Source organism: Nonomuraea sp. NPDC049028, assembly GCF_043197735.1.
Lineage (GTDB): Bacteria > Actinomycetota > Actinomycetes > Streptosporangiales > Streptosporangiaceae > Nonomuraea.
In genome coordinates this window covers 201,369-226,732 of sequence record NZ_JBICTR010000016.1, presented here as the reverse complement: position 1 = coordinate 226,732, position 25,364 = coordinate 201,369, and the positions used below count along the sequence as shown (strand labels likewise).

Annotated in this window: 24 protein-coding genes; 9 read left to right on the top strand and 15 right to left on the bottom strand. The window is 70.9% G+C overall.

Annotation, left to right across the window (positions count from 1 at the left end):
* Positions 1-23: 23 nt before the first annotated feature.
* Positions 24-974, top strand: coding sequence for an RNA polymerase sigma factor SigJ (gene sigJ, locus ACGFJ2_RS50450; RefSeq protein ID WP_393480922.1), 951 nt, complete (start codon positions 24-26; stop codon positions 972-974).
* 61 nt (positions 975-1,035) lie between these two features.
* Here the strand turns inward: sigJ and ACGFJ2_RS50445 are convergent, their stop codons facing one another.
* Together ACGFJ2_RS50445 and wrbA are read right to left on the bottom strand one after the other, a co-directional pair.
* The gene (locus ACGFJ2_RS50445; RefSeq protein ID WP_357952662.1) at positions 1,036-1,299 is read right to left on the bottom strand and encodes a nuclear transport factor 2 family protein; all 264 of its coding nucleotides are present in this window, start codon (positions 1,297-1,299) and stop codon (positions 1,036-1,038) included.
* A 31-nt stretch (positions 1,300-1,330) separates the two neighbouring features.
* Positions 1,331-1,939, bottom strand: a complete 609-nt coding sequence (wrbA, locus tag ACGFJ2_RS50440) for an NAD(P)H:quinone oxidoreductase (protein WP_357952663.1) — start codon at positions 1,937-1,939, stop codon at positions 1,331-1,333.
* Positions 1,940-2,127: 188 nt separating this feature from the next.
* Between wrbA and ACGFJ2_RS50435 the strand changes: the two genes are divergently transcribed.
* Positions 2,128-2,637: a cupin domain-containing protein gene (locus tag ACGFJ2_RS50435; protein WP_393480918.1), complete on the top strand. Its 510-nt coding sequence runs from the start codon at positions 2,128-2,130 to the stop codon at positions 2,635-2,637.
* A 72-nt stretch (positions 2,638-2,709) separates the two neighbouring features.
* Positions 2,710-3,738: an AsnC family transcriptional regulator gene (locus ACGFJ2_RS50430; RefSeq protein ID WP_357952665.1), complete on the top strand. Its 1,029-nt coding sequence runs from the start codon at positions 2,710-2,712 to the stop codon at positions 3,736-3,738.
* Here ACGFJ2_RS50430 and ACGFJ2_RS50425 read toward each other — a convergent pair.
* The 5 genes from ACGFJ2_RS50425 to ACGFJ2_RS50405 all read right to left on the bottom strand — a co-directional run bounded on the left by ACGFJ2_RS50425 (position 3,671) and on the right by ACGFJ2_RS50405 (position 7,973).
* Positions 3,671-4,825: a carboxylesterase family protein gene (locus tag ACGFJ2_RS50425; protein WP_393480916.1), complete on the bottom strand. Its 1,155-nt coding sequence runs from the start codon at positions 4,823-4,825 to the stop codon at positions 3,671-3,673. The genes ACGFJ2_RS50430 and ACGFJ2_RS50425 overlap by 68 nt on opposite strands.
* A complete protein-coding gene (locus ACGFJ2_RS50420; protein ID WP_393480913.1) occupies positions 4,822-5,703 on the bottom strand; it encodes a VOC family protein in 882 nt (293 codons plus the stop codon). Before ACGFJ2_RS50420 ends, ACGFJ2_RS50425 begins: the two co-directional genes overlap by 4 nt.
* A 149-nt stretch (positions 5,704-5,852) precedes the next feature.
* Entirely contained in the window at positions 5,853-6,713 is an 861-nt protein-coding gene (locus ACGFJ2_RS50415) for a haloalkane dehalogenase (RefSeq protein WP_393480911.1), read from the bottom strand.
* Positions 6,714-6,723: 10 nt separating this feature from the next.
* Positions 6,724-7,167, bottom strand: a complete 444-nt coding sequence (locus ACGFJ2_RS50410) for a pyridoxamine 5'-phosphate oxidase family protein (protein ID WP_393480908.1) — start codon at positions 7,165-7,167, stop codon at positions 6,724-6,726.
* Positions 7,164-7,973, bottom strand: coding sequence for an NAD(P)H-binding protein (locus ACGFJ2_RS50405; RefSeq protein WP_357952670.1), 810 nt, complete (start codon positions 7,971-7,973; stop codon positions 7,164-7,166). The genes ACGFJ2_RS50410 and ACGFJ2_RS50405 overlap by 4 nt, the downstream gene beginning before the upstream one ends.
* Positions 7,974-8,061: 88 nt before the next feature.
* Between ACGFJ2_RS50405 and ACGFJ2_RS50400 the strand changes: the two genes are divergently transcribed.
* The 4 genes from ACGFJ2_RS50400 to ACGFJ2_RS50385 all read left to right on the top strand — a co-directional run bounded on the left by ACGFJ2_RS50400 (position 8,062) and on the right by ACGFJ2_RS50385 (position 12,634).
* A complete protein-coding gene (locus ACGFJ2_RS50400) occupies positions 8,062-9,126 on the top strand; it encodes a LacI family DNA-binding transcriptional regulator (protein ID WP_393480906.1) in 1,065 nt (354 codons plus the stop codon).
* 155 nt (positions 9,127-9,281) lie between these two features.
* The gene (locus ACGFJ2_RS50395) at positions 9,282-10,451 is read left to right on the top strand and encodes an MFS transporter (protein ID WP_357952672.1); all 1,170 of its coding nucleotides are present in this window, start codon (positions 9,282-9,284) and stop codon (positions 10,449-10,451) included.
* A gap of 41 nt (positions 10,452-10,492) precedes the next feature.
* Positions 10,493-10,957, top strand: coding sequence for a hypothetical protein (locus ACGFJ2_RS50390; protein ID WP_357952673.1), 465 nt, complete (start codon positions 10,493-10,495; stop codon positions 10,955-10,957).
* A gap of 126 nt (positions 10,958-11,083) precedes the next feature.
* Entirely contained in the window at positions 11,084-12,634 is a 1,551-nt protein-coding gene (locus tag ACGFJ2_RS50385) for a M4 family metallopeptidase (RefSeq protein ID WP_393480902.1), read from the top strand.
* Positions 12,635-12,700: 66 nt separating this feature from the next.
* On the opposite strand, the gene ACGFJ2_RS50380 is transcribed toward ACGFJ2_RS50385, so the two are convergent.
* The gene (locus ACGFJ2_RS50380; protein WP_357952675.1) at positions 12,701-13,177 is read right to left on the bottom strand and encodes a MarR family transcriptional regulator; all 477 of its coding nucleotides are present in this window, start codon (positions 13,175-13,177) and stop codon (positions 12,701-12,703) included.
* Entirely contained in the window at positions 13,174-14,652 is a 1,479-nt protein-coding gene (locus tag ACGFJ2_RS50375; RefSeq protein WP_393480900.1) for an MFS transporter, read from the bottom strand. The genes ACGFJ2_RS50380 and ACGFJ2_RS50375 overlap by 4 nt, the downstream gene beginning before the upstream one ends.
* A gap of 150 nt (positions 14,653-14,802) precedes the next feature.
* Between ACGFJ2_RS50375 and ACGFJ2_RS50370 the strand changes: the two genes are divergently transcribed.
* A complete protein-coding gene (locus ACGFJ2_RS50370) occupies positions 14,803-17,274 on the top strand; it encodes a beta-glucosidase (RefSeq protein WP_393480897.1) in 2,472 nt (823 codons plus the stop codon).
* A gap of 114 nt (positions 17,275-17,388) precedes the next feature.
* Here ACGFJ2_RS50370 and pucD read toward each other — a convergent pair whose 3' ends face one another.
* From pucD to ACGFJ2_RS50340, 6 genes are read right to left on the bottom strand one after another with little or no spacing between them, the layout of a single operon-like run.
* Positions 17,389-19,674 carry a xanthine dehydrogenase subunit D gene (gene pucD / locus ACGFJ2_RS50365; RefSeq protein ID WP_393480895.1) on the bottom strand — a complete coding sequence of 762 codons (2,286 nt, stop codon included), beginning with the start codon at positions 19,672-19,674 and terminating at the stop codon, positions 17,389-17,391.
* Positions 19,671-20,135 (bottom strand): (2Fe-2S)-binding protein, encoded by a 465-nt coding sequence (locus ACGFJ2_RS50360; RefSeq protein ID WP_357952680.1) that lies wholly within the window; start codon positions 20,133-20,135, stop codon positions 19,671-19,673. The genes pucD and ACGFJ2_RS50360 overlap by 4 nt, the downstream gene beginning before the upstream one ends.
* Before the next feature lie 3 nt (positions 20,136-20,138).
* Positions 20,139-20,996, bottom strand: a complete 858-nt coding sequence (locus ACGFJ2_RS50355) for an FAD binding domain-containing protein (protein WP_393480892.1) — start codon at positions 20,994-20,996, stop codon at positions 20,139-20,141.
* On the bottom strand, positions 20,993-22,285 hold the full coding sequence (locus ACGFJ2_RS50350) for an MFS transporter (RefSeq protein ID WP_357952682.1): 1,293 nt from the start codon (positions 22,283-22,285) through the stop codon (positions 20,993-20,995). The genes ACGFJ2_RS50355 and ACGFJ2_RS50350 overlap by 4 nt, the downstream gene beginning before the upstream one ends.
* 3 nt (positions 22,286-22,288) lie before the next feature.
* A complete protein-coding gene (locus ACGFJ2_RS50345; protein WP_393480890.1) occupies positions 22,289-23,452 on the bottom strand; it encodes a M20 family metallopeptidase in 1,164 nt (387 codons plus the stop codon).
* On the bottom strand, positions 23,449-24,474 hold the full coding sequence (locus ACGFJ2_RS50340; RefSeq protein WP_393480887.1) for an LLM class flavin-dependent oxidoreductase: 1,026 nt from the start codon (positions 24,472-24,474) through the stop codon (positions 23,449-23,451). The genes ACGFJ2_RS50345 and ACGFJ2_RS50340 overlap by 4 nt, the downstream gene beginning before the upstream one ends.
* 95 nt (positions 24,475-24,569) lie before the next feature.
* Between ACGFJ2_RS50340 and ACGFJ2_RS50335 the strand changes: the two genes are divergently transcribed.
* Positions 24,570-25,352: a FadR/GntR family transcriptional regulator gene (locus tag ACGFJ2_RS50335; RefSeq protein WP_393480885.1), complete on the top strand. Its 783-nt coding sequence runs from the start codon at positions 24,570-24,572 to the stop codon at positions 25,350-25,352.
* Positions 25,353-25,364: the final 12 nt, after the last annotated feature.

Here is a 25,364-nt window from a genome sequence, read left to right as displayed (position 1 = left end):
TCTCGTCGTACTGGGGAGAACACATGGGACAACGGAAAGTCGGCGACACCATGACCACCCCACCCGAGCCAGGAGGCGGCCGGCTCGATCCGGGCCTGAGCGCGATCATGAGCGAGCGGCGCAAGCTGATCAATCTCGCCTACCGCCTCCTGGGCTCCTTGGCCGATGCCGAGGATGTCGTACAAGAGACCTACACCCGCTGGTACGCCATGACCCAGCGGCAGCAGGACGCCATCGAATCCCCCAGCGGCTGGCTGACCACGGTCGCCAGTCGCATCTGCCTGGACCTGCTCGGCTCGGCACGCGCGAGGCGCGAACGCTACGTCGGCGAATGGATCCCCGAGCCGCTGCCCGACCCCACGGAGTGGATCACCGGCCGGTCGGCCGACCCGGTCGACCGCGTCACCCTCGACGAGTCGATCACCATGGCCTTCCTCGTCGTGCTGGAGTCGATGACTCCGGCCGAGCGCGTCGCGCTCGTCCTGCACGACGTCTTCCGCTACTCCTTCGCCGAGGTGGGCGAGATCGTCGGCCGTACGCCGGCGGCATGTCGCCAGCTGGCCTCCTCGGCCCGCCGCCGCATCGGCGCCGCGCAGGCTCCCTCGACCCCGGCGGCCCAGCAGGCCGGGATCGTCAGGGACTTCAAGCAGGCGTGGGAAGCCAAGGACATCGACGCCCTCATCGGCCTCCTCGACCCCGACGCCACGGCGATCGCCGACGGCGGCGGCCTGGTCAGCGCCAGGCTCCACCCGATCGAAGGCAGCGAGCAGGTCGCGCGCTACTGCGTCGAAATCGCCGACCTGGCACCCGATCTGATGCTTCTGGAGCGTACGGTCAACGGTCAGCCCGGTCTGGTGCTTCAGCTGGACGATGTCACCGTGGCGGTGATGGCGTTCGAGGTCGCGGGTGACCGGATCAAGCACATGTGGGGAGTGCGGAACCCTGACAAGCTCCGGCCCTGGACGACAGGCTGACGCGTGCCGGTCGTGTCCTGGGGCGCCGCAGCCAGTGCGGCGCCCCCTTCCGGCCAAACGATCAGGCCGGCTCGAACGCGATATCGGTGCTCGCCGCAATGGTAAGGTCGTGCGTTTCCAGGCCGATAGGGCCATCGTATTCGTCGAACCACCGCACAAAGTTGCCGCGGACTTGATCCGATCCCGCGAACTGGAGCGGCGGCACGACATCGTAATAAACAATGTCAGAAGAGTAATGTGACATGAGGCGGTCAATGTCCTTTGCCCGGCAGGCATCGACTCGGCTCTCCAAGAGTGCCCTAACCTCGGACTCGTTCGAAGTCATCGCATTCTCCGTTCATCAATCCCGTGCCGGCTCAGGCGGCGCGGCCGGCCTTGAGTGAGGCCGCGGTGTCGACGACGCGGCGGGCCTGGAAGCGAGCCGCCTGCAAGATCACCTCACTGGGCGGGCCATCGCCGCCCACGTGGGAGGTGCCATAGGGATTGCCCGACTGGAACTGGATGGGGTCGGCGTAGCCGGGGGGCACGATGATGCCGCCCCAGTGGTAGAAGGTGTTCCCCAGCGCCAGGAGGGTGGATTCCTGACCGCCGTGGGCGGTGTTGGAGGCGGTGAAAGCCGAGTACACCTTGTCCACGAGCTTGCCCTGAAACCACAGCGGACCAGTGGTGTCGATGAACTGCCTGAGCTGGTTGGCCGGGTTGCCGAAGCGGCTGGGGGTGCCGAACATTACCGCGTCGGCCCACTCCAGATCGTCGTGGCCGGCCTCGGTGACGTCGGCGGTGTCCTGGCGGTACTGCACCCAGGCCGGGTTGGCGCTGATCGCCTCCGGTGGGGCCGTTTCGGCGACCCTGCGCAGTCGTACGTGTGCGCCGGCCTTCTCCGCGCCCTCGGCGACGGCTTGCGCCAGAGCGTGCACGGTGCCTGTGGCGCTGTAGTAAATGATCGCGACCTTGACGGGTTCCATGATCGGTTCACTCCTTCGGGTTCGGTTCATCGGTAGGACAGTTCATGGATAGGACGACGTAGCCCCGCGCAATGTGAGGTGACGCGTCTGCACCGGAGCATGTTGGCTCAATCGAACAGGCGGGAATTGGCTCTCCCGACGGAGCCACTTCATCGCGTAGGGTCGGGCCGCCCGGAATGATCCACCGCTTGGAGCGAGTAACGATGTCCTATCCGCCGCCCCGATACTTGACGGAACACGGAACTGCCAGCGCGGCCTTCCGGTCGGCCGACGCACCGCCGGACCTGACGATCGGAGTCAAGTCCCGGGTCGGTTATCTGGCGACCGGCGCGAGCACCGATGGCCAATTCGGTCTCTACCGCTGGGACATGGCCGCGATCCCGAACGGCCCCGGCGCCCACTTTCACCGGACCTTTTCCGAGTCGTTCTTCGTCCTGGAGGGGACTGTCTCGCTGTACGACGGAGAGCGCTGGCTGGACGCGACACCGGGCGATTTCCTGTACGTGCCGCCAGGCGGAGTCCACGGCTTCAGTAACAATTCCGATGCGCCTGCTTCCATGCTGGTGCTGTTCACGCCGGGGGCGCCCCGGGAGGCGTACTTCCAGGAGCTCGCCGAAATCGTCGCTGCCGGTCGGCAGCTGACCGACGAAGAATGGACTGACCTTTATGCCGCGCACGACCAATACGCCGTACCGTGAACCACGCGTAGCTCTGGCGGCTGCCCCTTGAGGCGGACGCAGTGGCATCGCCTGGACATTTAGCCTTGCTGGGTGGAACCAGTTGTCCTGGATGAGCTTGATCGAGCGATCGTTCACGCGCTGCACGTCGATGGACGTGCGGCGTTCAGGCAGATGGCGGCCGTGCTGGAGGTGTCGGATCAGACGGTGGCCCGACGTTATCGGCGGCTTCGTTCGGCCGGTGCGTTGCGGGTGGTGGGGCAGCCGGTGGCGCAGCGGCTGGGCTGGGTGGAGTGGGTATTACGTATCCAGGCCCTGCCGGAGGCGGCCACGGCGATCGCCGATGCGCTGGCGCGCAGGGACGACACCTCATGGGTGAGCCTGACCTCGGGCGGCACGCAGATCGTCTGTGTCGTCCAGGCGCGGGATCGGCGGCGACGAGACGCTCTGCTCCTCGGACAGCTGCCACGTACGCCGCAGGTCACCGGGGTCAGTGCCCATTGCGTGTTGCGGGTGTTCGCCGGCGGTCCGACCGGGTGGCACGGACGGGCCGACGCGCTTACCTCCGGGCAGATCGCGGCGCTGGTACCCGGACCAGGCGACTTGTCCGGGAAGGCCGTCGTGTCGGGCGAGGAGGACGAGCAGCTGCTTGCGGTGCTCGCCCAGGACGGACGGGCGGGATATGCCGAGCTGGCCAAAGCGATCGGGGCCTCGGAGATGACTGCCCGGCGCAGGCTGGAGTACCTGCGCCGGGCCGGGGCGGTCTTCTTCGACGTGGACATCGACCCGTTGCTCCTGGGATACGACACGATCGCGATGCTGTGGCTGACCGTTGAGCCATCCGCGCTACGGCAGACGGCCGAGGCGGTGGCCGGGCACCCCGAGGTCGCCTTCGTGGCGGCGACCACCGGCACGACGAACCTGCTGGTATTCGCGGCCTGCCGGGATGTGCCCGCTCTCTACGAGTACCTGGAGACCGGGATCGGCACCCTGCCGGGCGTCCGGCAGTTGGAGAGCGCGCCGATCATCCGCAGCAGCAAACGGGTCGGTGCGACTATGCGAAGTGATGCACGAACGAGCCCTGGTCGTAGCGACGCCAGCCGGGTGACTCGCCGTGGATGAAGGCGATCCAGGGCCGCTGGACCTGCTCGACCAGGCGTTCCAGATCGGCCGGGTCGGCCCCGGCCAGCATCGGGGCGTGTCGCCACGCCCGCAGGCCGCCGAACACGAACGGCAACTCGACGCAATGGCACGCCCCGAGCGCGCTACCGGCGGGAGACCAGTCGAACTGGTAGGCGTGGGCGGTGGTCATGGCCGCCGCCAGTTCCAGGCTGCCGTGGCGGAACAGCCGGTCGGTCTCCTCCTCCGCCGCGCCGGGGAAGAACGCGCGGGCCTCATCCCGGGTGGTTCCGATCAGCGTGGGGATGTCCCGAGGAGCATCGGTCAGCGCCGGGTCCTCGACCAGTTGGAAGAGCGGAGTGACCTCGCCTGGCCTGGCGGTGCGCCGGGCGACCTCGCTCTGGGCGGCCAGGATCGACGCGGTCGGCGCCGTCATGACATCGGCGTCCAGCACCTCGAGGAAGAGATCGGCGATGGACGTGGCCGGTTCGAGGTCGTAGGGGCGTACACCCGCGGGCAGACTCTGCAGGATGACCCGCTGAAACAGCTCGCCGCAGTCCGGATGGCGCAGCATGGCAAGCGCCGACATCGCACCGGCGGACTGGCCGGCCAGCGTCAAGCGGTCCGGATCTCCGCCGAAGCGAGCGACGTTCCGCCGCACCCACCGCAGCGCCAGCATCTGGTCGAGCAGGCCGAGGTTGGCCTGACCGCCGGGCCGGTACAGGTATCCCAGAGCGCCCAGCCGATAGGTGACCGTGATCACCACCATCTCGCCGCGCCGGGCCAGCAGCGCACCGTCGTACCACGCCTCGCCGCCCGAGCCGCTGGTGAACCCGCCGCCATGCAGCCACACCAGGACGGGAAGCCCGCTGCCGCCCGGAGCCCAGACGTTCAACGACAGGCAGTCCTCGTCCTGCTCGAGCCCGCTGCCGGGGCCCATGACGTGCGCCAGGCGGGAGGCCGGCTGCGGCGCGGCCCGCCCGGGCAGCAGAGCCTCAGGCACGTCACCAAGGTCCGGTGCGGCCTGCGGCGCCGACAGCCGGTTGCCCCTGCCGTACCGGATGCCGGCGAACGCGCCGGTGAGGATCATGGCCGCACCTCGCGGAAGGCGAGCGTGGCGCCGCGTGCCTGGGCCGCGCCGACGAAGAACCCGCCGCCCGGCAGGTCCCGCGTGGCGAAGCCGTTGCCCTCCACCAGTGTGCGGGCGGCGGCGAGATCGGCAACCGCCACCGTCTGTCCGGCCATGTACGGCAGCGCCGGAACGTCCTCGCCGGGCAGCACCTCGGCGAAGGCGGAGACCGGGACGATCTCCACCCGCCCCAGCGCGAGCCGCAGCACCTGGCGCGGCCCATCGGCGACCGGCGTCACATCCAGGATGCGGGCATACCGTTGCACGGTGGCGGCCAGGTCACTGTCGTCCACCACCAGCAGGACGCTCTCCAGATGGGTGGCTCCGTTGGCGTGGCGTAGGTAGCGGGGCTGGTGGATGAGTTCGGGCGTCAGGTGGCAGGCGGCGTGGACCAGCCCCTCGGGCGTGAGCGCCCTCTCCAGGTGGATCGCCTGGAATCGTGCCGTCGCGGTGCCGTCCGGGGTCTCCACCTCGCGCTGCAGGGGCAGGACGCCCGAGGAGGACAGCCCGGCCGCGCGCAGCCGCTCCTCGGTCACGGCCGCGTCGGCGCAGCCGAACGAGTTGCCGTGCAGGCCCTCATACTGAGCGATCAGCGGGCGAATGTGCCACGGATCGACGCTTCCGTCGCCGAACAGGCCGAGCAGCTCCAGGTAGTTGCCGCCGAACAGGGCGCACCGGTTACCGGCGCCCATGGGCTCGCGCTCGCCGCCGGGACGTGTGGATCCCAGGTGCATCGACAGCGGGCTCAGAGTGAAGCCCAATGACTCATAGGTGGCGGCGGTGGTGTCCATGTCCGTGGTGTACAGGACCGAGTGATCGATCCGGTCAATGTCTGTCATGAGCCGAGACTGCACACCACCTGGCCCCGTACCCCAGTCACCCGACTTCAGGTGATGAATCTCGACACGAGAAGCTCTCTCATGAGAGAAACGCCCCATCCCCCTCGCCTGCCGACGGCGAAGGGGCAAGCGGGTGACCGTGGCTCTGGTCAGCGGAGGCCGTGCCGGTCCGCCCAGGCCGAGATGGCCGTGGCGATCAGGACGGGATGGTCCTCGGGGGTGTGGTGGCCGGCGACCTCCTCGGAGTGTTCGATCTCCAGGGCGGCCATGCTGGCCGCGCACCACGCGATCATGTCCTCGTGCATCATCGCCCCCGGCCCGGGTGCGAACGTGAGCAGCAGCTTGGGCACGTCCGTACTGGCCGCCAGCCACCGGTCGTACGCCTCGACCCTGGCCACGACGTCGGCGGGCTCGCCGCCCAGCGGCATCGCGCGCGGCCACTGCAAGAGCGGCCGCCTGCTCTCGCGCGTCGGGTACGGCTTGCCGTAGACGTCGAGGTCCCCCTGGGAGATCGGGGTGGCGACGGTGCCCGGCAGCCCCTGCTCGAGGAAGGCGTTGTCGTCCAGGATCATCGCCTCGCCGACGCCCTCGGTCTTGATCGCCCGGAACAGCTCGCGGCCGCCCTCGGGGAACTCCTCCCAGGTCATCGGCTTGACGATGGTCTCGGTGAACGCGATGCCGCGCACCCGGCCCGGGTGCCGCGTGGCCCAGTCGAAGGCCAGGGCGCCGCCCCAGTCATGCCCGACCAGCACCACGTCCTGGAGGTCCAGCGCGTCGAACCAGGCGTCCAGGAAACGGGCGTGATCGGCGAAGGTGTAGTCGATATCAGGTTTGCCCGACTCGCCCATGCCGATCAGGTCGGGGGCCAGGAGCCGTCCGGGTCCCACGGCCGGCATGACCTCTCGCCACAGATGGGACGAGGTCGGGTTGCCGTGCAGGAAGACGATCGGCGCCCCGGTGCCGGACTCGCGGTAGTGCAGGGTCGAGTCGAGAATGTCGAGAAAAGCCATGATCCAGTCCTTAGTCAAGGTTGAGCTGAGTGATGCGATCGACCGCGATCTCGATGACCACGCGGCCGGGCGGATGGGGTGGCGGTGATCCGTAGCGCTCGGCATAGCGCCTGACGCCCTCGGACACCCGATCGGGTACGTCGTGCACAGTGGCGACGCCCTCGAGCGTCACCCACCGGAACCCCACCGCCTGGCAGAGCGCCACACGGCCGCCCTGCCCGGCGAGGTTTCTGGCCTTCCGGGTGCCGCTGACGGTCAGGACACGGGCCAGCCCCGCCGCCTCGTCCCAGGTGAAGCGCACCGCGACCACATGCGGCGAGCCGTCGGGACGCAGGGTGGTCAGGGTGGCGACGTGCGGCTCGGCGAGGAAACCCGCGACACCCGCCGCCGCGCCCACCGGAAGGCGGCGAGTCGTGCCCGCCGGAAGGCTCGGAAGGCGGCGAGTCGTGCTCATCGGAAGGCGGGGAGGTTGCGCGCGGCCCAGTCGGCGAAGGTGCGCGGCGCGCGGCCGAGCACGCGCTGGACGTCGGGACTGACGGTCTGCTCGGCCGCGGTCGGCTCGCCCAGGATGGCGAGTGTGCCCTCGACGACGGGCTCGGGCATCACCTGGAGCATCTGCGCGCGTGCCTCCTCGCGGGTCTGCTCCACGAACCGCACCGGCTCGCCGAGCGCCGCGCCGAGCGCCGCCGCCCGCTCGCGCGGGGTGACCAGCGCGGGTCCGGTCAGCTCATAGGTACGGCCGGAGTGCCCGGACTCACGCAGGACCGCGGCCGCGACCGCGGCGATGTCGGCCGGGTCGATGGTCGGCAGCCCGACGTCCCCGAAGGGCGCGGCGGCGGTGCGCCGCGTCCGGACGGATTCGGCCCAGGCGTAGGCGTTGGAGTCGAAGCCGCCGGGCCGCAGGATCGTGAAGTCCAGCCCCGACTCGCGCACCGCCTGCTCGAACAGGGCCGGGTGCCGGTAGACCTCGGGACGGGTGCCCGCTCCTTGCGAGGAGAGCAGGACGACCCGCTTGACGTCCGCGGCCTCCTTCAGGATCCCGTGCGGGTCGTCTCCGGCCACGAGGAGGAAGAGCGCGTCGGCGCCTTCCAGCGCGGAGCGGAGGCTCGTGGGGTCGTTCAGGTCGGCCGGGATGTGCCGTACACCCTCGGCGAACTGGGCGGACTGGCGGGACACGGCCGTGACCTGCTCGCCTGCCGCGGCGAGGATGCTGACGAGCTCGCGTCCGACGTTACCCGTGGCGCCCGTGACAACGATCATGATGTTACTCCCGATCAGATTCTTAGTTAGTTGGCTGACTGAGAAGAACACTAGTGTGTCCGCGCGGTGCTTGTCCACAGTTAGTTGGATGACTGACTCAGAAATCTCCCGGCCGGGCCCCGGCGGCACCACTGTTACGATTCAGCCCGGAGCCGTACTGGGGGGATGGATGGCAGCCAGGCAGCGCCGGATCACCTCGATCGATGTGGCCAGGGAAGCCGGGGTCTCGCAGACCACGGTCAGCTATGTGCTCAACAACGTGCCGCACCAGAAGATCTCCGAGGAGACCCGGAGCCGGATCTTCGCGGCGGTCGACAAGCTCGGCTACGCCCCCTCCGCCGCCGCGCGCACCCTGCGCCGGGGTCGCAGTGACCTCGTGCTGATCGTGCTGTCCGGCGTGCCGCTCGGCGCCACGCTCGCCCAGCTCGTCGAGAATCTCACCGACGACCTCGAACGACACGGCCTGACCGCGATCACCCGGCGCGAACGCCGCCTGCCCGTGACGGCGCTCGCCCGCGAGCTGGAGCCGACCGCCATCGTCGCGTTCACCGCCATCTCCCCCGAAGACCGGGCGAGCCTGCGGGCGGCCGGCATCAAGGTGGTCAGCGCCCGGCTCGACGGCGGCGGCGAGAACGTCCTGACGCTGCCGCAGACCGAGATCGGCCGCCTTCAGGCCGGGCATCTTGCCGCCACCGGCCGCCGCCGCATCGGCTACGCGGCGCCGGACGATCCACGCGTACGCGACTTCTACCACCTGCGTCTCGGCGGCGTCCGCCAAGCCTGCGCCGAGCTGGGGCTGGAGCCGCCGGACGTACGCGATGTGCCGCTCGACACGGCCACGGCCGCCGAGGTGGCGCGCGGCTGGCACGCCGCAGGTGTCGACGGCGTCTGCGCCTACAACGACGAGACCGCGTTCGCGCTGCTGGCCGGGATGCGGGCGGCGGGTCTGGCCGCCCCCGGCGACCTCGCGGTGATCGGCGTGGACGACATCCCGCTCGCGCCGTTCGCCGTACCGCCTCTGACCACGGTTGACCAGCACACCCAGACGGTGGCCGAGCACCTGACGGAGATGATCCTGCGGGCTGACGGCACGCGCTCGCCGCAGTCCCCTCGGTCGGAGACCGCGAGCCTGGTGATCCGCGAGTCCGCCTGAATCGGGGGCCGAGGAGAGCGGCCGGCTCCTCGCGACGTAGCGCATAGACGCGAAAACGCGTTGCCGTTGATCCCCGCGAAACGTATGGTTTTGCGCTCGTGGTCACTGTGGTGGAGAGGGTCCTGCCTGCGCGGCTGGGGACAGGGTTTCGGTGGTTGCTGGCCTCGAGCTGGCTGACGAATCTCGGTGACGGGGTCGCGGCCGCCGCGGGCCCGCTGCTGATCGCGTCGCTGACCCGTGACCCGCTGCTGATTTCGCTGTCGGCCCTGGTGGGCTGGGCGCCGCCGCTGCTGTTCGGCCTGTACGCGGGCGTGCTGTCGGATCGGCGCGACCGGCGCAGGATCGTGCTCGTCGCGAACGCGGTACGGGTCATGGTGCTGGCGGCGCTAGTCGCGCTCATGGTGACCGGCACCGTGACCGTGGCGACGGCGCTGGCGGCGCTCACGCTCCGCTCCATCGCCGAGGTGTTCGCCGACAACGCGACGGCCACGCTGACGCCCATGATGGTCGGCAAGGACGATCTCGTCATCGCCAACGCCCGCCTGGGCACGGGGTTCATCACGCTCAATCAGCTCGCCGGGCCGCCGATCGGCGCGGCGCTGTTCGGCCTGGGCTTCACCTGGCCGTTCGCGAGCCAGCTGCTCCTGGTGACGGCGGGGATCGTCCTGGTCTCCCGGATCACGCTGCCGCCGCACGGCCGACAGGCCGACGGCCCCAAGCCCGACACCGTACGGGAACTCATCGCCGGATTCACCTGGACCATCCGGCACGCGCCGGTCCGCACGCTGGCGCTCACCATCCTGATCTTCAACTTCACGTTCGGCGCGGCCTGGTCGGTTCTCGTCCTCTACACCCAGGAACAGCTCGGTCTGGGCGCCATGGGGTTCGGCCTGATGACCACCGTCGGCGCGATCGGCGGCCTGATCGGCACCGGCCTGTACGGGACCATCACCCGTAGCGTGAGTCTCGGCGCCCTGATGCGGATCGGACTCATCATCGAGACGTTCACCCACCTGGGCCTGGCCCTGACCCATTCACCGTGGGTAGCCGGGGCCATCTTCCTGGCCTTCGGCGCGCACGCCTTCATCTGGGGCACGACCTCGACCACCGTCCGCCAACGCGCGGTCCCACACGAACTCCAGGGCCGGGTGGGCAGCGTCTACACCATCTGCGTCTACGCTGGCCTGGTGGTCGGCACCTTGATCGGCGGTGTCCTGGCCACCCGCTTCGGTGTCGTGGCGCCCTTCTGGTTCGCCTTCGCCGGCTCCGCGGTGTTCGTCGTGCTGCTGTGGCGGCAGCTCATGCACATCGCCCACGACGACTGAGTAGGCTGGCCGCTGCCGCCCGACCAGTGAAGGAGCCGCTGATGACCGCCGACGCGACGATGGCCCGGATCGGTCAGGGGGTGGAGTTACATCACCACCGAGGTCAGCGTGACGCCGCTCGCGAGCTGTTCGCGCAGATCTGGGATGACATCGGCGGCGAGCAAGGCGATCCGCTGCATGTCTGCGTTCTCGCCCACTCGATGGCCGATGTGCAGGACGACGTGCACCAGGAGCTGATGTGGGATCTGCGAGCGCTCGCCGCCGCTGATCAGGTCACCGACGAGCAGGTGGCGCAAGCCGGGGTGCCGCTTTCGGTGGCGGGCCTGTATCCGTCGTTGCACCTGAACTTGAGTGAGTGCTATCGCAAGCTGGGCGATCTCGGCCGCGCCCGCGAGCACCTCCAGCAGGCCCGAGCCGGGATCGGCGCGCTTGGTGACGACGAGTACGGTCAGCTCATCAGGGATGGCCTGGAGCGGGTGGCCGAACAGTTGGATAACGCCACCTGACGAGGTCCATACCACGGCGTTATGGGCAAATTGGGAGGTATCTCTTAGGTCACTCGCGATGCGAGTCTGAGTGCGACCCCAGCCGGCCGGGGCTCGTCCACTCCACCCCCCTGAGGAGCAACGAGCGTGAACCCCAAGCTCAGGTTGGGCGCTGCCGCCATACTCGCGTTAGCCCTGACCATCACCGCACCGGCGGGCGTCACAAGCGCGAACGCCCAGGCGGCCGACCCACCCTCACCCTCGGAACGCGGCACCGCGGTGGCGACCGCGCAGAGCGTCATCGCGTCCAACCGGACGCAGCTCCTGGCCGCCGACCAGGACGCCTTCTCCCTGTCGTCGACCATCGCCGGCGTCAACGGCATACAGCACCTCACATACACGCGTACCTACGCCGGCCTGCCCGTCTACGGTGGCGAGGTAGTCGTCACGACCGACAAGTCCGGCAAGGCCGTCAGCACGATCGACACCGGCCAGCAGGCGAAGATCGCCCTGGACACCAAGCCGCAGATCGCCGCGCAGGCGGCGGCGGACACGGCCCGTAACGTGGCGCCCAAGGCCACCTCGATCAGCACGCCGACTCTCGTGGTGCACGCCGCCACGACCACGCCACGCCTGGCGTGGGAGGTCGTGGCCGCCACCGCCGACCAGTCGAGCATCATGCACGTGTACGTGGACGCGCGTGACGGCCAGGTCATCGACAAGTGGGACCAAGTGGTCGACGGCACCGGCAACAGCTACTACAACGGCAACCCGGTCACCATCGCCACGTCCCCGTCGTACCGGATGGTCGACCCCACGCGCACCGGCGTCCAGTGCGGCGGCCAGAACGGCTCCGCGTACACCAAGTCGACCGACAGCTGGGGCAACGGCAGCGGCACGAACCTGGAGACGGCCTGCGTCGACGCGCTCTTCGCGGTCCAGCACGAATGGAGCATGCTCAGCGAGTGGCTCGGTCGTAACGGCATCAACGGCTCGGGCCGCGGCTACCCCGCGAGGGTCGGGCTGAACGACGCCAACGCCTTCTGGAACGGGTCGTACGCCTCCTTCGGCCGCAACTCCGCGGGCAGCAGGCAGGCCACGTCGATGGACGTCGTCGGGCACGAGTTCGGCCACGGCGTCTTCCAGTTCTCCGGCGGCAGCAGCGGCAGCGGCAACGAGGCCGGCGGCCTGAACGAGTCGACGGGTGACATCTTCGGCGCGCTGACCGAGGCGTACGCCAACGAGCCGGCCAGCTTCGACCCGCCCGACTACCTGGTCGGCGAGGAGGTCAACCTGGTGGGCAGCGGCGCGATCAGGAACATGTACAACCCGTCGGCGCTGGGTGACCCGAACTGCTACAGCTCCTCCATCCCGAGCACCGAGGTGCACGCGGCGGCCGGACCGCAGAACCACTGGTTCTACCTGCTGGCCGAGGGCACGAACCCGAGCGGTAAGCCGGCCAGCACCCGGTGCGACGGCGGCGCGGCCATCACCGGCGTCGGCATCCGCAAGGCGGGCCAGATCTTCCAGACCGGCCTGAACATGAAGACGGCCCCGTGGACGCACGCCAAGGCCCGCGTGGCCACGCTGCGGGCGGCCAAGACGCTGTTCACCGGCTGTGTCGAGTTCAACGTCGTCAAGGCGGCCTGGAGCGGGGTGAACGTACCCGCGCAGAGCGGCGAGCCGACCTGTCCCTGAGCACGATGGCGCCCTGTTCAGCGTGGATTGTCCGCAATCCGCCTGGGCAGGGCGCTTCCGGCGGTCTTAGGGTGCTTGTTCGCTCGTGATCTCGGCGGGTGACTGAAGCTTGGCCATGATCCGGTCAAGGGCGGCCAGTTCCGCCGGCTCCAGCTCCAGCAGGGCGCGCGGTGGCCGGGCCAGGATGCGTTCGGCCTGCTGGGCGGCGGCGACGCCGGCCGGGGTGAGGGTGACGAGCTTGGAGCGGCGATCGTCGGGATGCACGCTGCGCTCGACGTAGCCCGCCCGCTCCAGGTTGTCCACGACCAGCGTGGTGTACGGCTTCTCCGTGGCCAGGCGGGCGGTCAGCTCGCGCATGGTGAGCGGGCCGCCCAGCAGGCGGCGTAGCGCCTTGGCCCGGAAGAAGCTCATGCCGAGCGTGTCGGCGACCTCCTTGCGGCGGTTTTCCTGCTTCAGGACGAGGAAGCACATGGCCGCCCAGGAACGGGCGACGGCGTCCTGCGTGGCCTCGCCGCCTACGCTGTCGTTCGTCGCGTCGCTCATACGGTGCCCGCCATCCTGTGGACGAGCCGCTCCGTCGTGTGCTCGGCGGTGCGCCTGGCCCAGCGGCTCGTGGTGAGGATACCGAGCACCAGCACGACCGCGCCGGATGCCGTGCAGATCCACCAGCCGATGTGGCTGGCCTGCGGGAAGCCCGTACGCCATGGTCCCTGAACGGCGGCGGCGACCAATGATCCGAGCACCGCGACTCCGAGTGCCTGGCCGATCTGGCGGCTGGTGGAGGCCACGGCGGCGGCGACCCCGGCCTGGGCGCTCGGCATGCCGGAGACGGCGGTGTTGGTGATCGGGGCGTTGACCATGCCGAAGCCGAGCCCGAAGACCACGTACGAGGCTATGAGCTGCCACGTCGGGGTGTCGGCGGTGAGCCCGGTCAGGATCAGCGCGCTCACGGACATGGCGCCACCGGCGACGATCAGCGGCACGCGCGGCCCGGCGCCGCCGACGATCCGCCCGGACAGCGGCGCGCACACCACCGTCAGCCCGGCCATCGGCAGGGTGAGCAGCCCCGCGTGCAGCGCCGAGTAGCCGAGGACGTCCTGCAGGTACAGGGTGTTGAGGAACAGGAACCCGCCGAGCGAGGCGAACGCGCAGATCGCGATGACCGTCGCCCCCGCGAAGGGGACGCTGCGGAAGAACCTCGGGTTGATCAGTGGTTCCGCCCGGCGCAGCTCGTACGGGATGAGCAGCGCCAGTGCCAGCGCGGCCGCCCCGCAGCAGGCGATGGTCTGCCCCGAGCCCCACCCGGCGGACGGCGCCTCGATGACTCCGTACGTCAGCCCGGCCAGCAGCACGATGACCAGGAGCTGCCCGACGGGATCCATCGGGCGGGCCCGGGGGGCTCGCGACTCGGGCACGAACAAGGCGCACAGGACGAGCGCGGCCAGCCCCACGGGAATGTTGATCCAGAAGATCGTCTGCCAGGTGCCCCAGTCCACCAGCGCCCCGCCGATCACGGGCCCCAGGGCCATGCTGATCCCGACCACGCCACCCCACACGCCGATGGCACGCGCCCGTTCCCTCGGATCGGTGAACGTGTTCGTGATGATCGACATGGCGACCGGGTTGAGCATGGAGCCGCCGACGGCCTGCAGCGCTCGTGCGGCGACCAGCCAGCCGAGGCTCGGCGCGAGCGAGCACAGCAGGGAGCCCAGCGTGAACAGCGCCAGGCCGGTCTGGAAGGTGCGGCGTCGCCCGAACCGGTCCGCGGTGGAGCCGGAGAGCATGAGCAGGCTGGCCAGCACGACCGTGTAGGCGACGATGATCCACTGCAGACCGGAGACGGAGGCGTGCAGGTCGCGCTGGATGGCGGGCAGCGCGACGTTCACGATCGTGTTGTCCAGGCCCACGATGAACAGGCTCAGGCAGCAGATCGCGAGGATGAGCAGCCGCCGCCGGCGATCCGGGCCGGGTGGCCCGGTCTCCTGGAGGGTGGCGACGGGCTCGTTAGTTGCTGGCATATAACAATTATACCCATGTAACCAAATGTCGGACTCTTGTGCTCCTCTCGGGGCTGCGGCTACGTTTACGGATACGTCTCACTTCTACGTATCAGTAGTGGGAGTGAAAGACGTGCTGACGGCCGTTACCCCCGAGCTCAGGGACCCCTCATGAAGCTGGAAAGCCTTGTCGCCGCCCTTCCCCTGGAGCGGAAGGTGAGGCTGCTCACCGGTGCCGACTTCTGGTCGCTCCACCCGGAACCCGCCGTCGGCCTGCGCCGGCTGGTCGTCTCGGACGGCCCGGCCGGTGTCCGCGGCGAGATCTGGGACGAGCGCGACACCTCCGTGAACGTGCCCTCGCCCACCGCCCTCGCCGCCACCTGGGACGAGACCCGCGTCGAGGCGATCGGCCGCCTGCTGGCCGCCGAGTCGCGGCGCAAGGGGGTGGACGTCCTGCTCGCCCCCACGGTCAACCTGCACAGGTCCCCGTACGGCGGGCGCCACTTCGAGTGCTTCAGCGAGGACCCGCTGCTGACGGCCAGGATCGGCGTCGCGTACGTACGGGGCGTGCAGGGCGGGGGAGTGGGCGCGACGGTCAAGCACTTCGTCGCCAACGACTCCGAGACCCAGCGGATGACCCTCGACGCGCGGGTGGACGAGCGGACGCTCCGCGAGCTCTACCTGGCGCCCTTCGAGGCCATCGTCCGGGAGGGGGAGGTGTGGGCGGTGATGGCCGCCTACAACGGTGTGAACGGCGCGACCATGACCGAGAACCCGCTGCTGCAGGACGTCCTGCGGGACGAGTGGGGGTTCGACGGGGTCGTGATGTCCGACTGGTTCGCCACCCGTTCGACGGCGGCGGCCGGCAACGCGGCGCTCGACCTGGTGATGCCCGGGCCGTCGGGTCCGTGGGGCGAGGCGCTGGTGGCGGCGGTACGGGCGGGCACGGTTCCGGAGTCGGCCGTCGACGAGAAGGTGCTGCGCATCCTCCGCCTGGCCGCCCGGGTCGGCGCCCTGGACAACGAAACCGCCGACACCGCCGGCACCGCTGCCGGCGCGGCGTACACGGAGGAGCGGGTCGCGGCCGAAGTGCGTGCCACGGCGGCCGCCGGGTTCGTACTGGTTCGTAACGAGGGTGGGGCGCTGCCGCTCGCCCCCGCCGAGCTGCGCGGGATCGCCGTCCTGGGACCCAACGCGGAGGTCGCCAGGACCCTGGGCGGTGGGAGCGCCACCGTGTTCCCGCCGTACACGGTCTCCCCGCTGGACGGCCTGCGGGCGGCGGTCGGCGACGGTGTCGAGGTGACGCACGCCATCGGCGTCGTCGCGCACACCCGCACGCCGATCGCGCGGGCCCCCTGGCTCTGCCTGCCCGACGGTACGGATCATGGCGCTGAGGTGAGATACCTCGACGAGAACGGCTCCGTGCTCGCGGTGGAGCGGCGCGACGGGGGCGCGTTCAACTGGGTGATGGGCTCCTACCCAGAGGGGGTCGTGCCGGAGCGGCTCGCCGCGATCGAGGTCCGTGCCCTGATCAGGGCTACGGAGGCGGGTACGTACCTGATCGGCTCCTCCGGCCTCGGCCGGCACCGCCTCCTCGTCGCGGGCGAGGAGGCTTACGACGCCGTGCTCACGCTGCCGCCGGGCGCCGACATGGTCGAGGCCATGCTGACGCCGCCGCAGCGGACCCACCCCGTCCGGCTCGCGGCGGGTGAGAGCGTCGAGGTCACGCTGGTACATGATCGCGAGCGCACGGAAGGCGGGCTGCCCGGCCCCGCGCTCCAGCTCAACCTGCAGACGCCGCACGGCACGGACGAGGAGGAGATCGAGCGGGCCGTCGCGCTGGCCCGCGCCGCCGACGTCGCCGTGGTGGTCGTGGGCACCAACGAGGAGGTCGAGAGCGAGGGGTTCGATCGGACGAGCCTCGCGCTGCCTGGGCGGCAGGACGACCTCGTCCGCCGCGTCGCCGCCGCGAACCCGCGCACGATCGTCGTGGTCAACTCCGGCGCCCCCGTCCTGCTGCCCTGGCACGAGGAGGTCGCCGCGGTCCTGCTCACGTGGTTCCCCGGGCAGGAGTACGGCAACGCGCTGGCCGACGTACTGCTCGGCCGGGTGGAGCCCGGCGGGCGGCTGCCCACCTCATGGCCCCTCCACGAGGGCGACCACGCCGCCACGCAGCCGGTCGACGGCGTGCTCGCCTACGACGAGGGCCCGGCGATCGGCTACCGCGGCCAGATCGAGGCCCTGTACCCCTTCGGCCACGGCCTCGGCTACACGACCTGGGAGTACGGCGCCGCGGAGGTCCGCAACGTCGATGACGGTGCGGCGGGCGAGGTCACCGTTCGCGTGCGGAACGCCGGTGACAGGCCCGGGCGTGAGGTCGTGCAGGTGTACGCGAGCCGCCCCGACAGTGCCGTCGAGCGCCCCCGGCGCTGGCTGGCCGGGTTCGCCACGGTCGACGCGGCCCCCGGTGAGGAGGTCGCGGTGACGGTGACCGTCCGGCGGCGCGCTTTCGAGCACTGGGACGTCGCGGCGGGCCGCTGGGCCGTCGAGCCGGGCACCTTCCAGCTGGAGATCGGCTCCTCCTCGACGACTTCACGACCCCGCCGGCCGTCGTCCGCCATCTCGGTGAGCCGTCCGCGCTGACCGTGGTGCCGTCATCGTGGTCGTCGCGCAGGCGCAGGCCGTGGCCGTCCAGCGCCCGCGCGACCTTCGGTACAACCTCGAGGTGGCCGATCAGCCGCTCGCCGCGTCGCGCGGTCAGGGGAACCGGTTCACCGCGCGCGCGACGGCCTCCGGCGTGGCCGGGATCCGGTCGAGCGCGCCGCCGATCGCGTCCCTGATCGCCGCCGCGATGGCCGCCGGCGCCGACAGCAGCGGCGGCTCGCCCACTCCGGTGAGCCCGTACGGCGAGTCGGGGCGCGGGAGTTCGAGGATGTCGAGCACGGTGGGCGGCATGTCCATCGTGGTCGGGATCAGGTAGTCGGTGAACGACGGGTTGAGAATCCGCCCGTCACGCACCAGGACCTCCTCCATCAGGGCCAGCCCGAGCCCCTGCGCGATGCCTCCGTGCATCTGCCCTTCGACGGCGGCCGGGTTGATCGCTTTGCCGACGTCCTGGGCGCAGGCGATCTCCACGACGCGCACGGAGCCGAGCTCGGGGTCCACGTCGACGACGGCCCGGTGCGCGGCGAAGGCGTACGCGACGTGGGCATCGCCCTGACCGGTCTCCGGGTCCAGCGCTCGCGTGCGGCGGTGGCGGAAGACCGCGGTCTCGTCGACGTCCGCCGCGGCCAGCAGGTCCGCGAGGGTGACGGCACGACCTGACGCCGCCGACACCGCGGCCGCCGCCGACGCCTCGCCGCCGTACGCGAGCGCCTCGACGGGCTCGCCGAGCAGCGCCGCCGCCCGTTCCAGCAGCCTGGCCCGTACGGCCGCGCAGGCCGCCCGCACGGCACCGCCCGACATCCAGGTCTGCCGCGAGGCCGAGGAGGTCCCGGCGTCGCCGACGGCCGTGTCGGCGGGCAGGACCGTGACCCGCTCGAGCGCCAGCTCGGTCCGCGCGATCTGCGCCTGCACCGTCACCAGCCCCTGGCCGACCTCGGCCGCGGCCGTGTGCACCTCGGCGAACACCTCTCCGTCGTGCGCGAACACCCGGACCCTGGCCGTGCCGAAGTCGTCGTACCCGGCGGACTTGCAGATGTTCTTCACCGACACGCCGTACCCCACGCCGCGCCGCAGCCCTTCGGCGCGCGTGGAGTTCGAGGTCCCGCCGGGAAGCAGCTCGCCGGGAGGCGGTGGGAGGGGCTTGGCGGCGACTCGGCGCAGCAGCTCGGCCACCGGCGCGGGCCCCTCGACCCGCTGCCCGGTCGCCATCACGGACCCGGTGCCGACCGCGTTGCGCAAGCGCAGCTCCACCGGGTCCATGCCGAGCGCCGCCGCCAGCCGGTCCATCTGCGACTCGTGGCCGAAGCACACCTGCACGGCGCCGAAGCCGCGCATCGCCCCGGCGGGCGGATTGTTCGTGTAGACCGATCGGCAGTCGACCTCGACGGCCGGGACCTCGTAGGGGCCGGTGGCGAAGCAGCCCGCGTTCCCGGTCACGGCGGCCGAGGTGGAGGCGTAGGCGCCGCCGTCGAGCAGGATGTCGGCCTTGACGTACAGCAGCTTCCCGTCGCGGGTGGCGCCGTGCTCGTAGCGCATCCGGGCGGGGTGGCGGTGCACGTGGCCGGCGAAGGACTCCTCGCGGCCGTAGCTCATCTTCACCGGCCGCCCGAGCCGCAGCGCCAGCAGGCAGGCGTGGGCCTGCACGCTGAGGTCCTCGCGCCCGCCGAACGCCCCGCCGACCCCGGCCAGCGTCAGCCGCACCCGGTCCTTCGGCAGGGCCAGGCACTCCGCGAGCTGGTCCTGGTCGACGTGCAGCCACTGCGTCGAGCAGTACAAGTCCACCCCGGCGTCCTCGCCGGGCACGGCCAGGCACGACTCGGGCCCGAGGAATGCCTGGTCCTGCATTCCCACCTCATACTCGCCCGTCACGACCACGTCGGCCTCGGCCACCGTGCCGCGCCGGATGCGCAGGTGTTTGACCAGGTTCCCACCCTCGTGCAGGACCGGGCCCGTCATCGCCGTCTCGGGGTCGGTCAGCGCGGGCAGCTCCGCGTAGGAGACCCGGACGAGGGCGGCGGCGCGGCGGGCCAGCTCGGGGGTGTCGGCGGCGACGACGGCGACGGGCTCGCCGATGTAGCGGACCCGGTCCTCGGCGAGTACGGGCTGGTCGCGGCGTTCGAGCCCGTAGCGGTTGCGGCCGGGCACGTCGGCGGCGGTGAGCACCGCGTGCACGCCGGGCAGTTCGAGCGCTCCAGCCGGGTCGATGGACAGCAGGCGCGCGTGCGGGTGCGGGCTGCGGACGGTCGCGCCCCACACCATCCGGTCGTGCCACAGGTCGGAGGAGAAGGCGAAGTCGCCGCGCACCTTGGAGACGGCGTCGGGCCGGCGTGCGGACTCGCCCACGCCCTGACGCTCGGTCGCGTGCAGTGTCGTGGTCATCGCGCTCGCCCCGCCGCCAGCCGTACGGCGTCGAAGATCTTCTCGTACCCCGTGCAGCGGCAGAGGTTGCCCGCGAGGGCCTCGCGGATCTCCGGCTCGCCGGGGTCGGCGGAGCGGGCCAGCAGGTCATGCACGGCGACCACCAGCCCCGGCGTGCAGAACCCGCACTGCACGGCGCCCGCGTCCACGAACGCCCGCTGCACCGGGTGCAGCTCCTCGCCGTCGGCCAGCCCTTCGACGGTCACCACCGCCGAGCCGCGCGCCTGCCCGGCGGCCACCAGGCAGGCGCACACGGCCGTCCCGTCGAGGTAGACCGTGCAGGAGCCGCATTCCCCCTGCTCGCAGGCGTTCTTGGAGCCGGGCAGTCCCACCCGTTCGCGTAGCAGGTAAAGCAGGCTCTCGCCCGGCGTCACTCCGTCGAGGCTCTGGTGAACCCCGTTCACCTCCAGATCGACCCGCATCGGTCAGCTCCTCCGGTATTCCTGCCAGGCCCACGCGAGGGTACGGCGGGCGAGTACGGCGACCGCGTGCCGGCGGTAACCGGCACTGGCCCGGACATCGTCGATGGGTGCGGTCGCGTCCGCCACGAGTGCGGCGAACCGGGCGGCGACCGGGGCAGGCGGTTCGCGGCCGCCGTCCCAGTCGAGCTCGGCGGCGGCGAACTCCTCGGCGGCCGAGGCGGCGACCGGAGTCGGAGCCGCCGACCCGACGGCGCAGCCGACGCGGCGCCGTACCGGATCCAGCGTGAGCGCCACGGACGCGACCGCGATCACCATGGCGTTGCGCGGCCCGAGCTTGGCGAACTGCTCGGGCCCCGCCGCTGCCGGCACCCGCACCGCCGCCACGATCTCTTCCTCGGCCAGCACCGAACGCCCGGGGCCGAGGAAGAAGTCACGGGCCGGAACATGACGGACACCGCGCGGCGAGGCGAGTTCGATGGAGGCGCGCGCCGCCAGCAGCGGCGGCAGCGCGTCACCGGCGGGCGAGGCCGTGCCGAGGTTCCCGCCGACGGTGGCCCGGTTGCGGATCTGCGCGGAGCCGATCGTGCGCGCCGCCCGCGCCAGTCCCGGCAGCGGGCCGCCCAGCTCGCCGACGATCCGTGTGTACGGCACACCCGCGCCGAGCCGCACCGTGTCGCCGTCGCGGGACCACTCCTGAAGCTCGGGCACGCGGCTGACGTCGAGCAGCTTGGACGGAGCCGTATGCCCGAAGTTGAGCCCGACCATGACGTCCGTGCCGCCCGCGATCAGCGTGGCGTTCGGATGGGCGGCCTTCAGCTCGCAGGCGTGCCGCAGGTCGCCGGCCGTGAGGAACGCCGTCACGCCGTCACCCGTCCCGCTTCGCCCGCCCGCTCGGGATCGGCGGCCCGCTCGGACAGGAACAGCGTGGCCACCGCCCCGACCAGCCCGGCCGCGGTCATGTAGAGCGCGATCGACGTCGAGGTGCCGGTGGAGTCGTACAGCCAGGTGGCGATGATCGGGGCGAGGCCGCTGCCGAACACGGTGCCCAGCGTGTAGCCGACCGACATGCCGGTGTAGCGCACCTCGGGCGGGAAGACGTGCGCGAAGAACGTCGGCATCGTGCCGTAATTGGCGGCGTACGGGATGAACAGCGCGAGGAAGCCGAGCAGCATCACTCCGAAGGATCCGCTCTGGAAGGCGGAGAACCACACGTACGGCAGTGCCGCCATCCCGATGATGCTCACCCAGAAGATCTTCTTGCGGTCCACCCGGTCCGACAGCCAGCCGAAGAACGGAATGGCGGCGATGGTGAACACGTTGACCAGCAGCACCAGCTGAAGGATCATGTCCCGGTCCAGACCGAGCTTCTTCTCGCCGTAGCCGAGCGAGTAGACGGTGGCGATGTAGAACGTGGCGCCGGCCGGGATGTAGGCCAGGCACATGAGGATCACCCGGCGCCAGTGCTGGGACAGCACCTCGGCCAGCGGCGCCTTCCTGACCTCGCCGCGCTGCTTGACCTCCTGGAAGTCCGGGCTCTCCGCCAGTTTGAGCCGGATGAGCAGGCCGAAGCCGACCAGGACCGCGCTGAGCAGGAACGGCACCCGCCAGCCCCAGGTGAGGAAGGCGTCGTCGGACAGCCGCGAGGTGAGCAGGAAGACCAGGTTGGCCAGCAGCAGTCCCCAGGCCGCGCCGGTGTTCACCAGGGCGCCGAAGAAGCCGCGCCGGGAGCGAGCCGCGTGCTCGACGCTCATCAGCACGGCCCCGCCGTACTCGCCGCCCAGCGACAGGCCCTGCACCACGCGCAGCAGCACGAGCAGGATCGGGGCGGCCACGCCGATGGAGTCGTAGGTGGGCAGCAGGCCGATGCAGAGCGTCGCGCCGCCCATCAGGCAGAGGGTGACGACCAGCATGGACTTGCGGCCGAGCCGGTCGCCGAAGTGCCCGAACAGGGCGCCGCCGATCGGCCTTGCCACGAACGCCAGCGCGAACGTCGACAGCGACAGCAGCGTCCCGACCAGGTCGTCGTAGCTGGGGAAGAACAGCTTGTCGAAGACCAGGACGGCGGCGGTGCCGTAGATGAAGAACTCGTACCACTCGATCGTCGTCCCGGCGAGGCTGGCCAGGACGACCCTGGTGGAGCTTGTTGCCATGGTTCACGCCTCCAGGAAGCGAGTGACGGTGTCACGCAGGATGGCGGCTTCGTCGCGTACGGCCGACAGTCGCACGTAGTCGTCGCCGAGCAGGTCGCCCTCCTCGGGCACGCCGAACATGACGGTGGGGATGCCGCGCTCGGCCGGCCCGCCCGCGTCGAACGAGCCGCCGTAGACGGTGTGCCGGGGCTCGCCCAGGCGGGCACGGATCGCGCCGTCGAGCGCGTCGAGCACGGCTCGCCTCTCAGGCGGAAGGTAGGCGGGCAGCATCGTGACGCCGGGCCGGACGGCGATGTCGCAGCCACCCGCCACCCCCTTCAACGCCTGGGCGATCTCCAGGGCGGCGTCTTCGGGATCGGTGCCGGGCAGCAGCCGCCGGTCCACGGTGATCCGCGCCGAGCCGGGCAGGGTGTGCGGGGCCAGCGGCTCGTAGCTCACCAGGTACGGCACGACCTGCTCGTGCCCCAGTTCGGGGTGTTTCTCGCTCTGGGCTTTCGCGTCGAGTTCGCGGAGCCTGACGACGACGTCGGCGGCCGTGTCGATCACTCTGCCGCTGCCCGGCGGAGCCGAGGAGTGCGCCGTCCTGCCCTCGATCTCGACGAGCACGTCGACCCGGCCCCGATTGCCGATCGACACCTCGAACCCGGTGCAGAAGAGCTGGATGACCAGGTCAGGGGTCTTCGGCAGCGCGTCCAGGATGGCTCGCGAGCAGTCGTGGCTGCTGCGTCCCTCGTTGTTGACGCAGAGCAGCAGGGTGCCGTGGAGCGGTACGTTCTCGGCCACGATCCAGCGGGCCAGGTCCAGCAGGCACGCCTGATGCGCTTTGTTCTGCGTGACCCCCTGGCCGAACAGGTACGGCTCGCCGTCGAGGGTGCGGATGTCGCCCGACCACGGATCGGCCATCAGGTTGTGGTGCTGGGTCGGCGTGTACGCCATGAGGGCCAGTGTCGGACCCCGGCCGTCGCCCAGCCGTACGGCGAACTGGTTGAGCGGCAGGTCGATGATGTCGTCGGCGCCCACCTCCAGGAACGCCGGCCGCAGGTGGTCCTGAACGTAACGCACGAGCGTCGGGTGGTCGGGGGCGATGAGCGTCTCGGCGCCCAGGGGCACGGCGGAGGGCACGCGGGCCAGCGCCGCCAGGGCGTCCACGACGTATTCGCCGGTCACCGAGCTGTCCCTTCGAGAGCGCGCAGGCGGGGGAGCACGTCGCCGCCGAAACTCTCGATCAGCTCGCTCGGCAGTGAGTAATTGCCGACGTGCCGCAGGTAGAAGCCCGTCACGCCCAGCTCGACCGCGCGCCTGGCCCGCTCCACGATGTCGTCCACGGTGCCGAACAGGCAGAACGTCCGCGCGAACCGAACCGCCATCTCGTCGGTCACCCACTTCGAGGCGTGTTCGATCGCCAGCTTCCAGTCCTCGGCGTGCACCATGTCCGGATAGACCTCGGGCACGTGCGGCGGCGGCGCCAGCTCGATGCCCGCGACGCGCAGGAAGTCCTGACCGCCGATGGTCGCCATGTGCAGGCAGATCGGCTTCAGCACGGCCGCGTCGCGTTCGAGGTCGTCGGTGACCTTGCAGAAGGCGCCGGCGGTGAATTCGAAGGCCCTGCCGGACCCGGCGAGGCCGGCCCGCGCCGCCTTCATCGTCTGGCCGAGGGTCTCCGGCGAGATGCCGGCCAGCGTGACCACGCCGTCGGCGATCTGTCCGGCCAACTCCAGCGTGCGCGGTCCGCTCGCCGCGATGTGCACGGGCACCGCGCCCCCGGCGTCACGCAGCCGTAGCCGCCGCTCGCCGTACACCTGCTCCTGCCCGCTCAGCAGCGTGCGGATCTCGCCGATCGCCGAGCGGAGCTCGGCCCGCGTGGTGGGGCGGATACCCAGCGGCTTCACCGAGCTGTCACCCGTGCCTAGCCCCAGCACGACGCGGCCGGGCGCCAGCTCAGCGACCGTGTTGATGCCGGAGGCCACCACGGTCGGGTGGCGGGTGACGACGTTCGTCACGGCGGTGGCCAGGCCGATGCGGTCGGTGCGGGTCGCGGCCACGGCCATCACCGCGTACACGTCGCGCCAGAGGAGCTGGGAGTCGGCGATCCAGGCCACGTCGAAACCGTTGCGCTCGGCGCGCCGCACCTCCTCGGCGACCTGGTCCGCTCGTCCGCACGGCGGGAAGCGCACACCCACCTTGATCATGCGATCACCTCTGCTCTGGTGGTTCCTCCTCGGGATAGTTCGGCAAGCTAGTCTGTTGTCTGACATCAGTCAACGTTTATGGCAGAATGCTCGGCGTGAGCGCCGAGCAGACCCGTGAGAGTGCCCGCTACGAGCCGCTGGCTCGCACGCCGCTGCCCGACGTGATCGCCGAGCAGCTCCTGGCCGAGATCGACTCCGGTGCTCTGCGGCCAGGCGACCAGCTGCCCTCGGAGCCGGAGCTGGCCCGCCAGTTCCAGGTCGGGCGCAGCTCGCTGCGCGAGGCCATCCGCAAGCTCCACACGCTCGGCGTGGTCGAGGTCGTGCGCGGCCGGGGCACCTTCGTCCGGCATCGCACCGAGCCGGAGCCGACCCCGCAGTTCGCGCGCTGGAGCGCCACCGAGGGGCCGGCCATCGCCGAGGTGCTGGAGGTGCGGATCGGGCTGGAGCTGGCCGCGGCGGGCCTGGCCTGTGTCCGCGCCAACCAGGCCGACATCGACGCCATGGCCGCCCGCTGCCGCGAGCACGAGGCGGCCCGCCGCAAGGGCGACCTCGACGTGCTGGTGGGCACCGACGAGCTGGTGCACGAGAGCCTGATCCGGGCCGCGCACAACGACCTGCTGCTGCAGATGTACCTGGCGCTGGTGCCGCAGATGGCCGAGTTCCGCGCGCACACACTCGCCCTGGGCCGGGCGGACGAGCGGTTCGACCCGCACCACCGGGCGATGCTGGCCGCGCTGGCCAAACGGGATCCGGCGGGGGTGCGACGGGCGGTCGTTCACCACATCGGCGCGCTCTACGGCGAGGTGCGGGCCGCCACCGGGCAGGAGCCGGTGCCGGAGATGCTGGACTTCGGCACCATTCTCGGCAGCTTCACCTGACGCGGCCCCGCC

Coding starts and splice junctions, on each gene's coding strand:
- ACGFJ2_RS50340 (WP_393480887.1), bottom strand. CDS start 24,474: ATGATCAAGGTGGGTGTGCGCTTCCCGCCGTGCGGACGAGCGGACCAG.
- ACGFJ2_RS50405 (WP_357952670.1), bottom strand. CDS start 7,973: ATGATCGTTGTCACGGGCGCCACGGGTAACGTCGGACGCGAGCTCGTC.
- ACGFJ2_RS50375 (WP_393480900.1), bottom strand. CDS start 14,652: ATGCCAGCAACTAACGAGCCCGTCGCCACCCTCCAGGAGACCGGGCCA.
- ACGFJ2_RS50370 (WP_393480897.1), top strand. CDS start 14,803: ATGAAGCTGGAAAGCCTTGTCGCCGCCCTTCCCCTGGAGCGGAAGGTG.
- ACGFJ2_RS50425 (WP_393480916.1), bottom strand. CDS start 4,825: ATGATCCTCACCGGCGCGTTCGCCGGCATCCGGTACGGCAGGGGCAAC.
- ACGFJ2_RS50420 (WP_393480913.1), bottom strand. CDS start 5,703: ATGACAGACATTGACCGGATCGATCACTCGGTCCTGTACACCACGGAC.
- ACGFJ2_RS50400 (WP_393480906.1), top strand. CDS start 8,062: ATGACTGACTCAGAAATCTCCCGGCCGGGCCCCGGCGGCACCACTGTT.
- wrbA (WP_357952663.1), bottom strand. CDS start 1,939: ATGGAACCCGTCAAGGTCGCGATCATTTACTACAGCGCCACAGGCACC.
- ACGFJ2_RS50415 (WP_393480911.1), bottom strand. CDS start 6,713: ATGGCTTTTCTCGACATTCTCGACTCGACCCTGCACTACCGCGAGTCC.
- ACGFJ2_RS50380 (WP_357952675.1), bottom strand. CDS start 13,177: ATGAGCGACGCGACGAACGACAGCGTAGGCGGCGAGGCCACGCAGGAC.
- ACGFJ2_RS50445 (WP_357952662.1), bottom strand. CDS start 1,299: ATGACTTCGAACGAGTCCGAGGTTAGGGCACTCTTGGAGAGCCGAGTC.
- ACGFJ2_RS50410 (WP_393480908.1), bottom strand. CDS start 7,167: ATGAGCACGACTCGCCGCCTTCCGAGCCTTCCGGCGGGCACGACTCGC.
- sigJ (WP_393480922.1), top strand. CDS start 24: ATGGGACAACGGAAAGTCGGCGACACCATGACCACCCCACCCGAGCCA.
- ACGFJ2_RS50350 (WP_357952682.1), bottom strand. CDS start 22,285: ATGGCAACAAGCTCCACCAGGGTCGTCCTGGCCAGCCTCGCCGGGACG.
- ACGFJ2_RS50360 (WP_357952680.1), bottom strand. CDS start 20,135: ATGCGGGTCGATCTGGAGGTGAACGGGGTTCACCAGAGCCTCGACGGA.
- ACGFJ2_RS50390 (WP_357952673.1), top strand. CDS start 10,493: ATGACCGCCGACGCGACGATGGCCCGGATCGGTCAGGGGGTGGAGTTA.
- pucD (WP_393480895.1), bottom strand. CDS start 19,674: ATGACCACGACACTGCACGCGACCGAGCGTCAGGGCGTGGGCGAGTCC.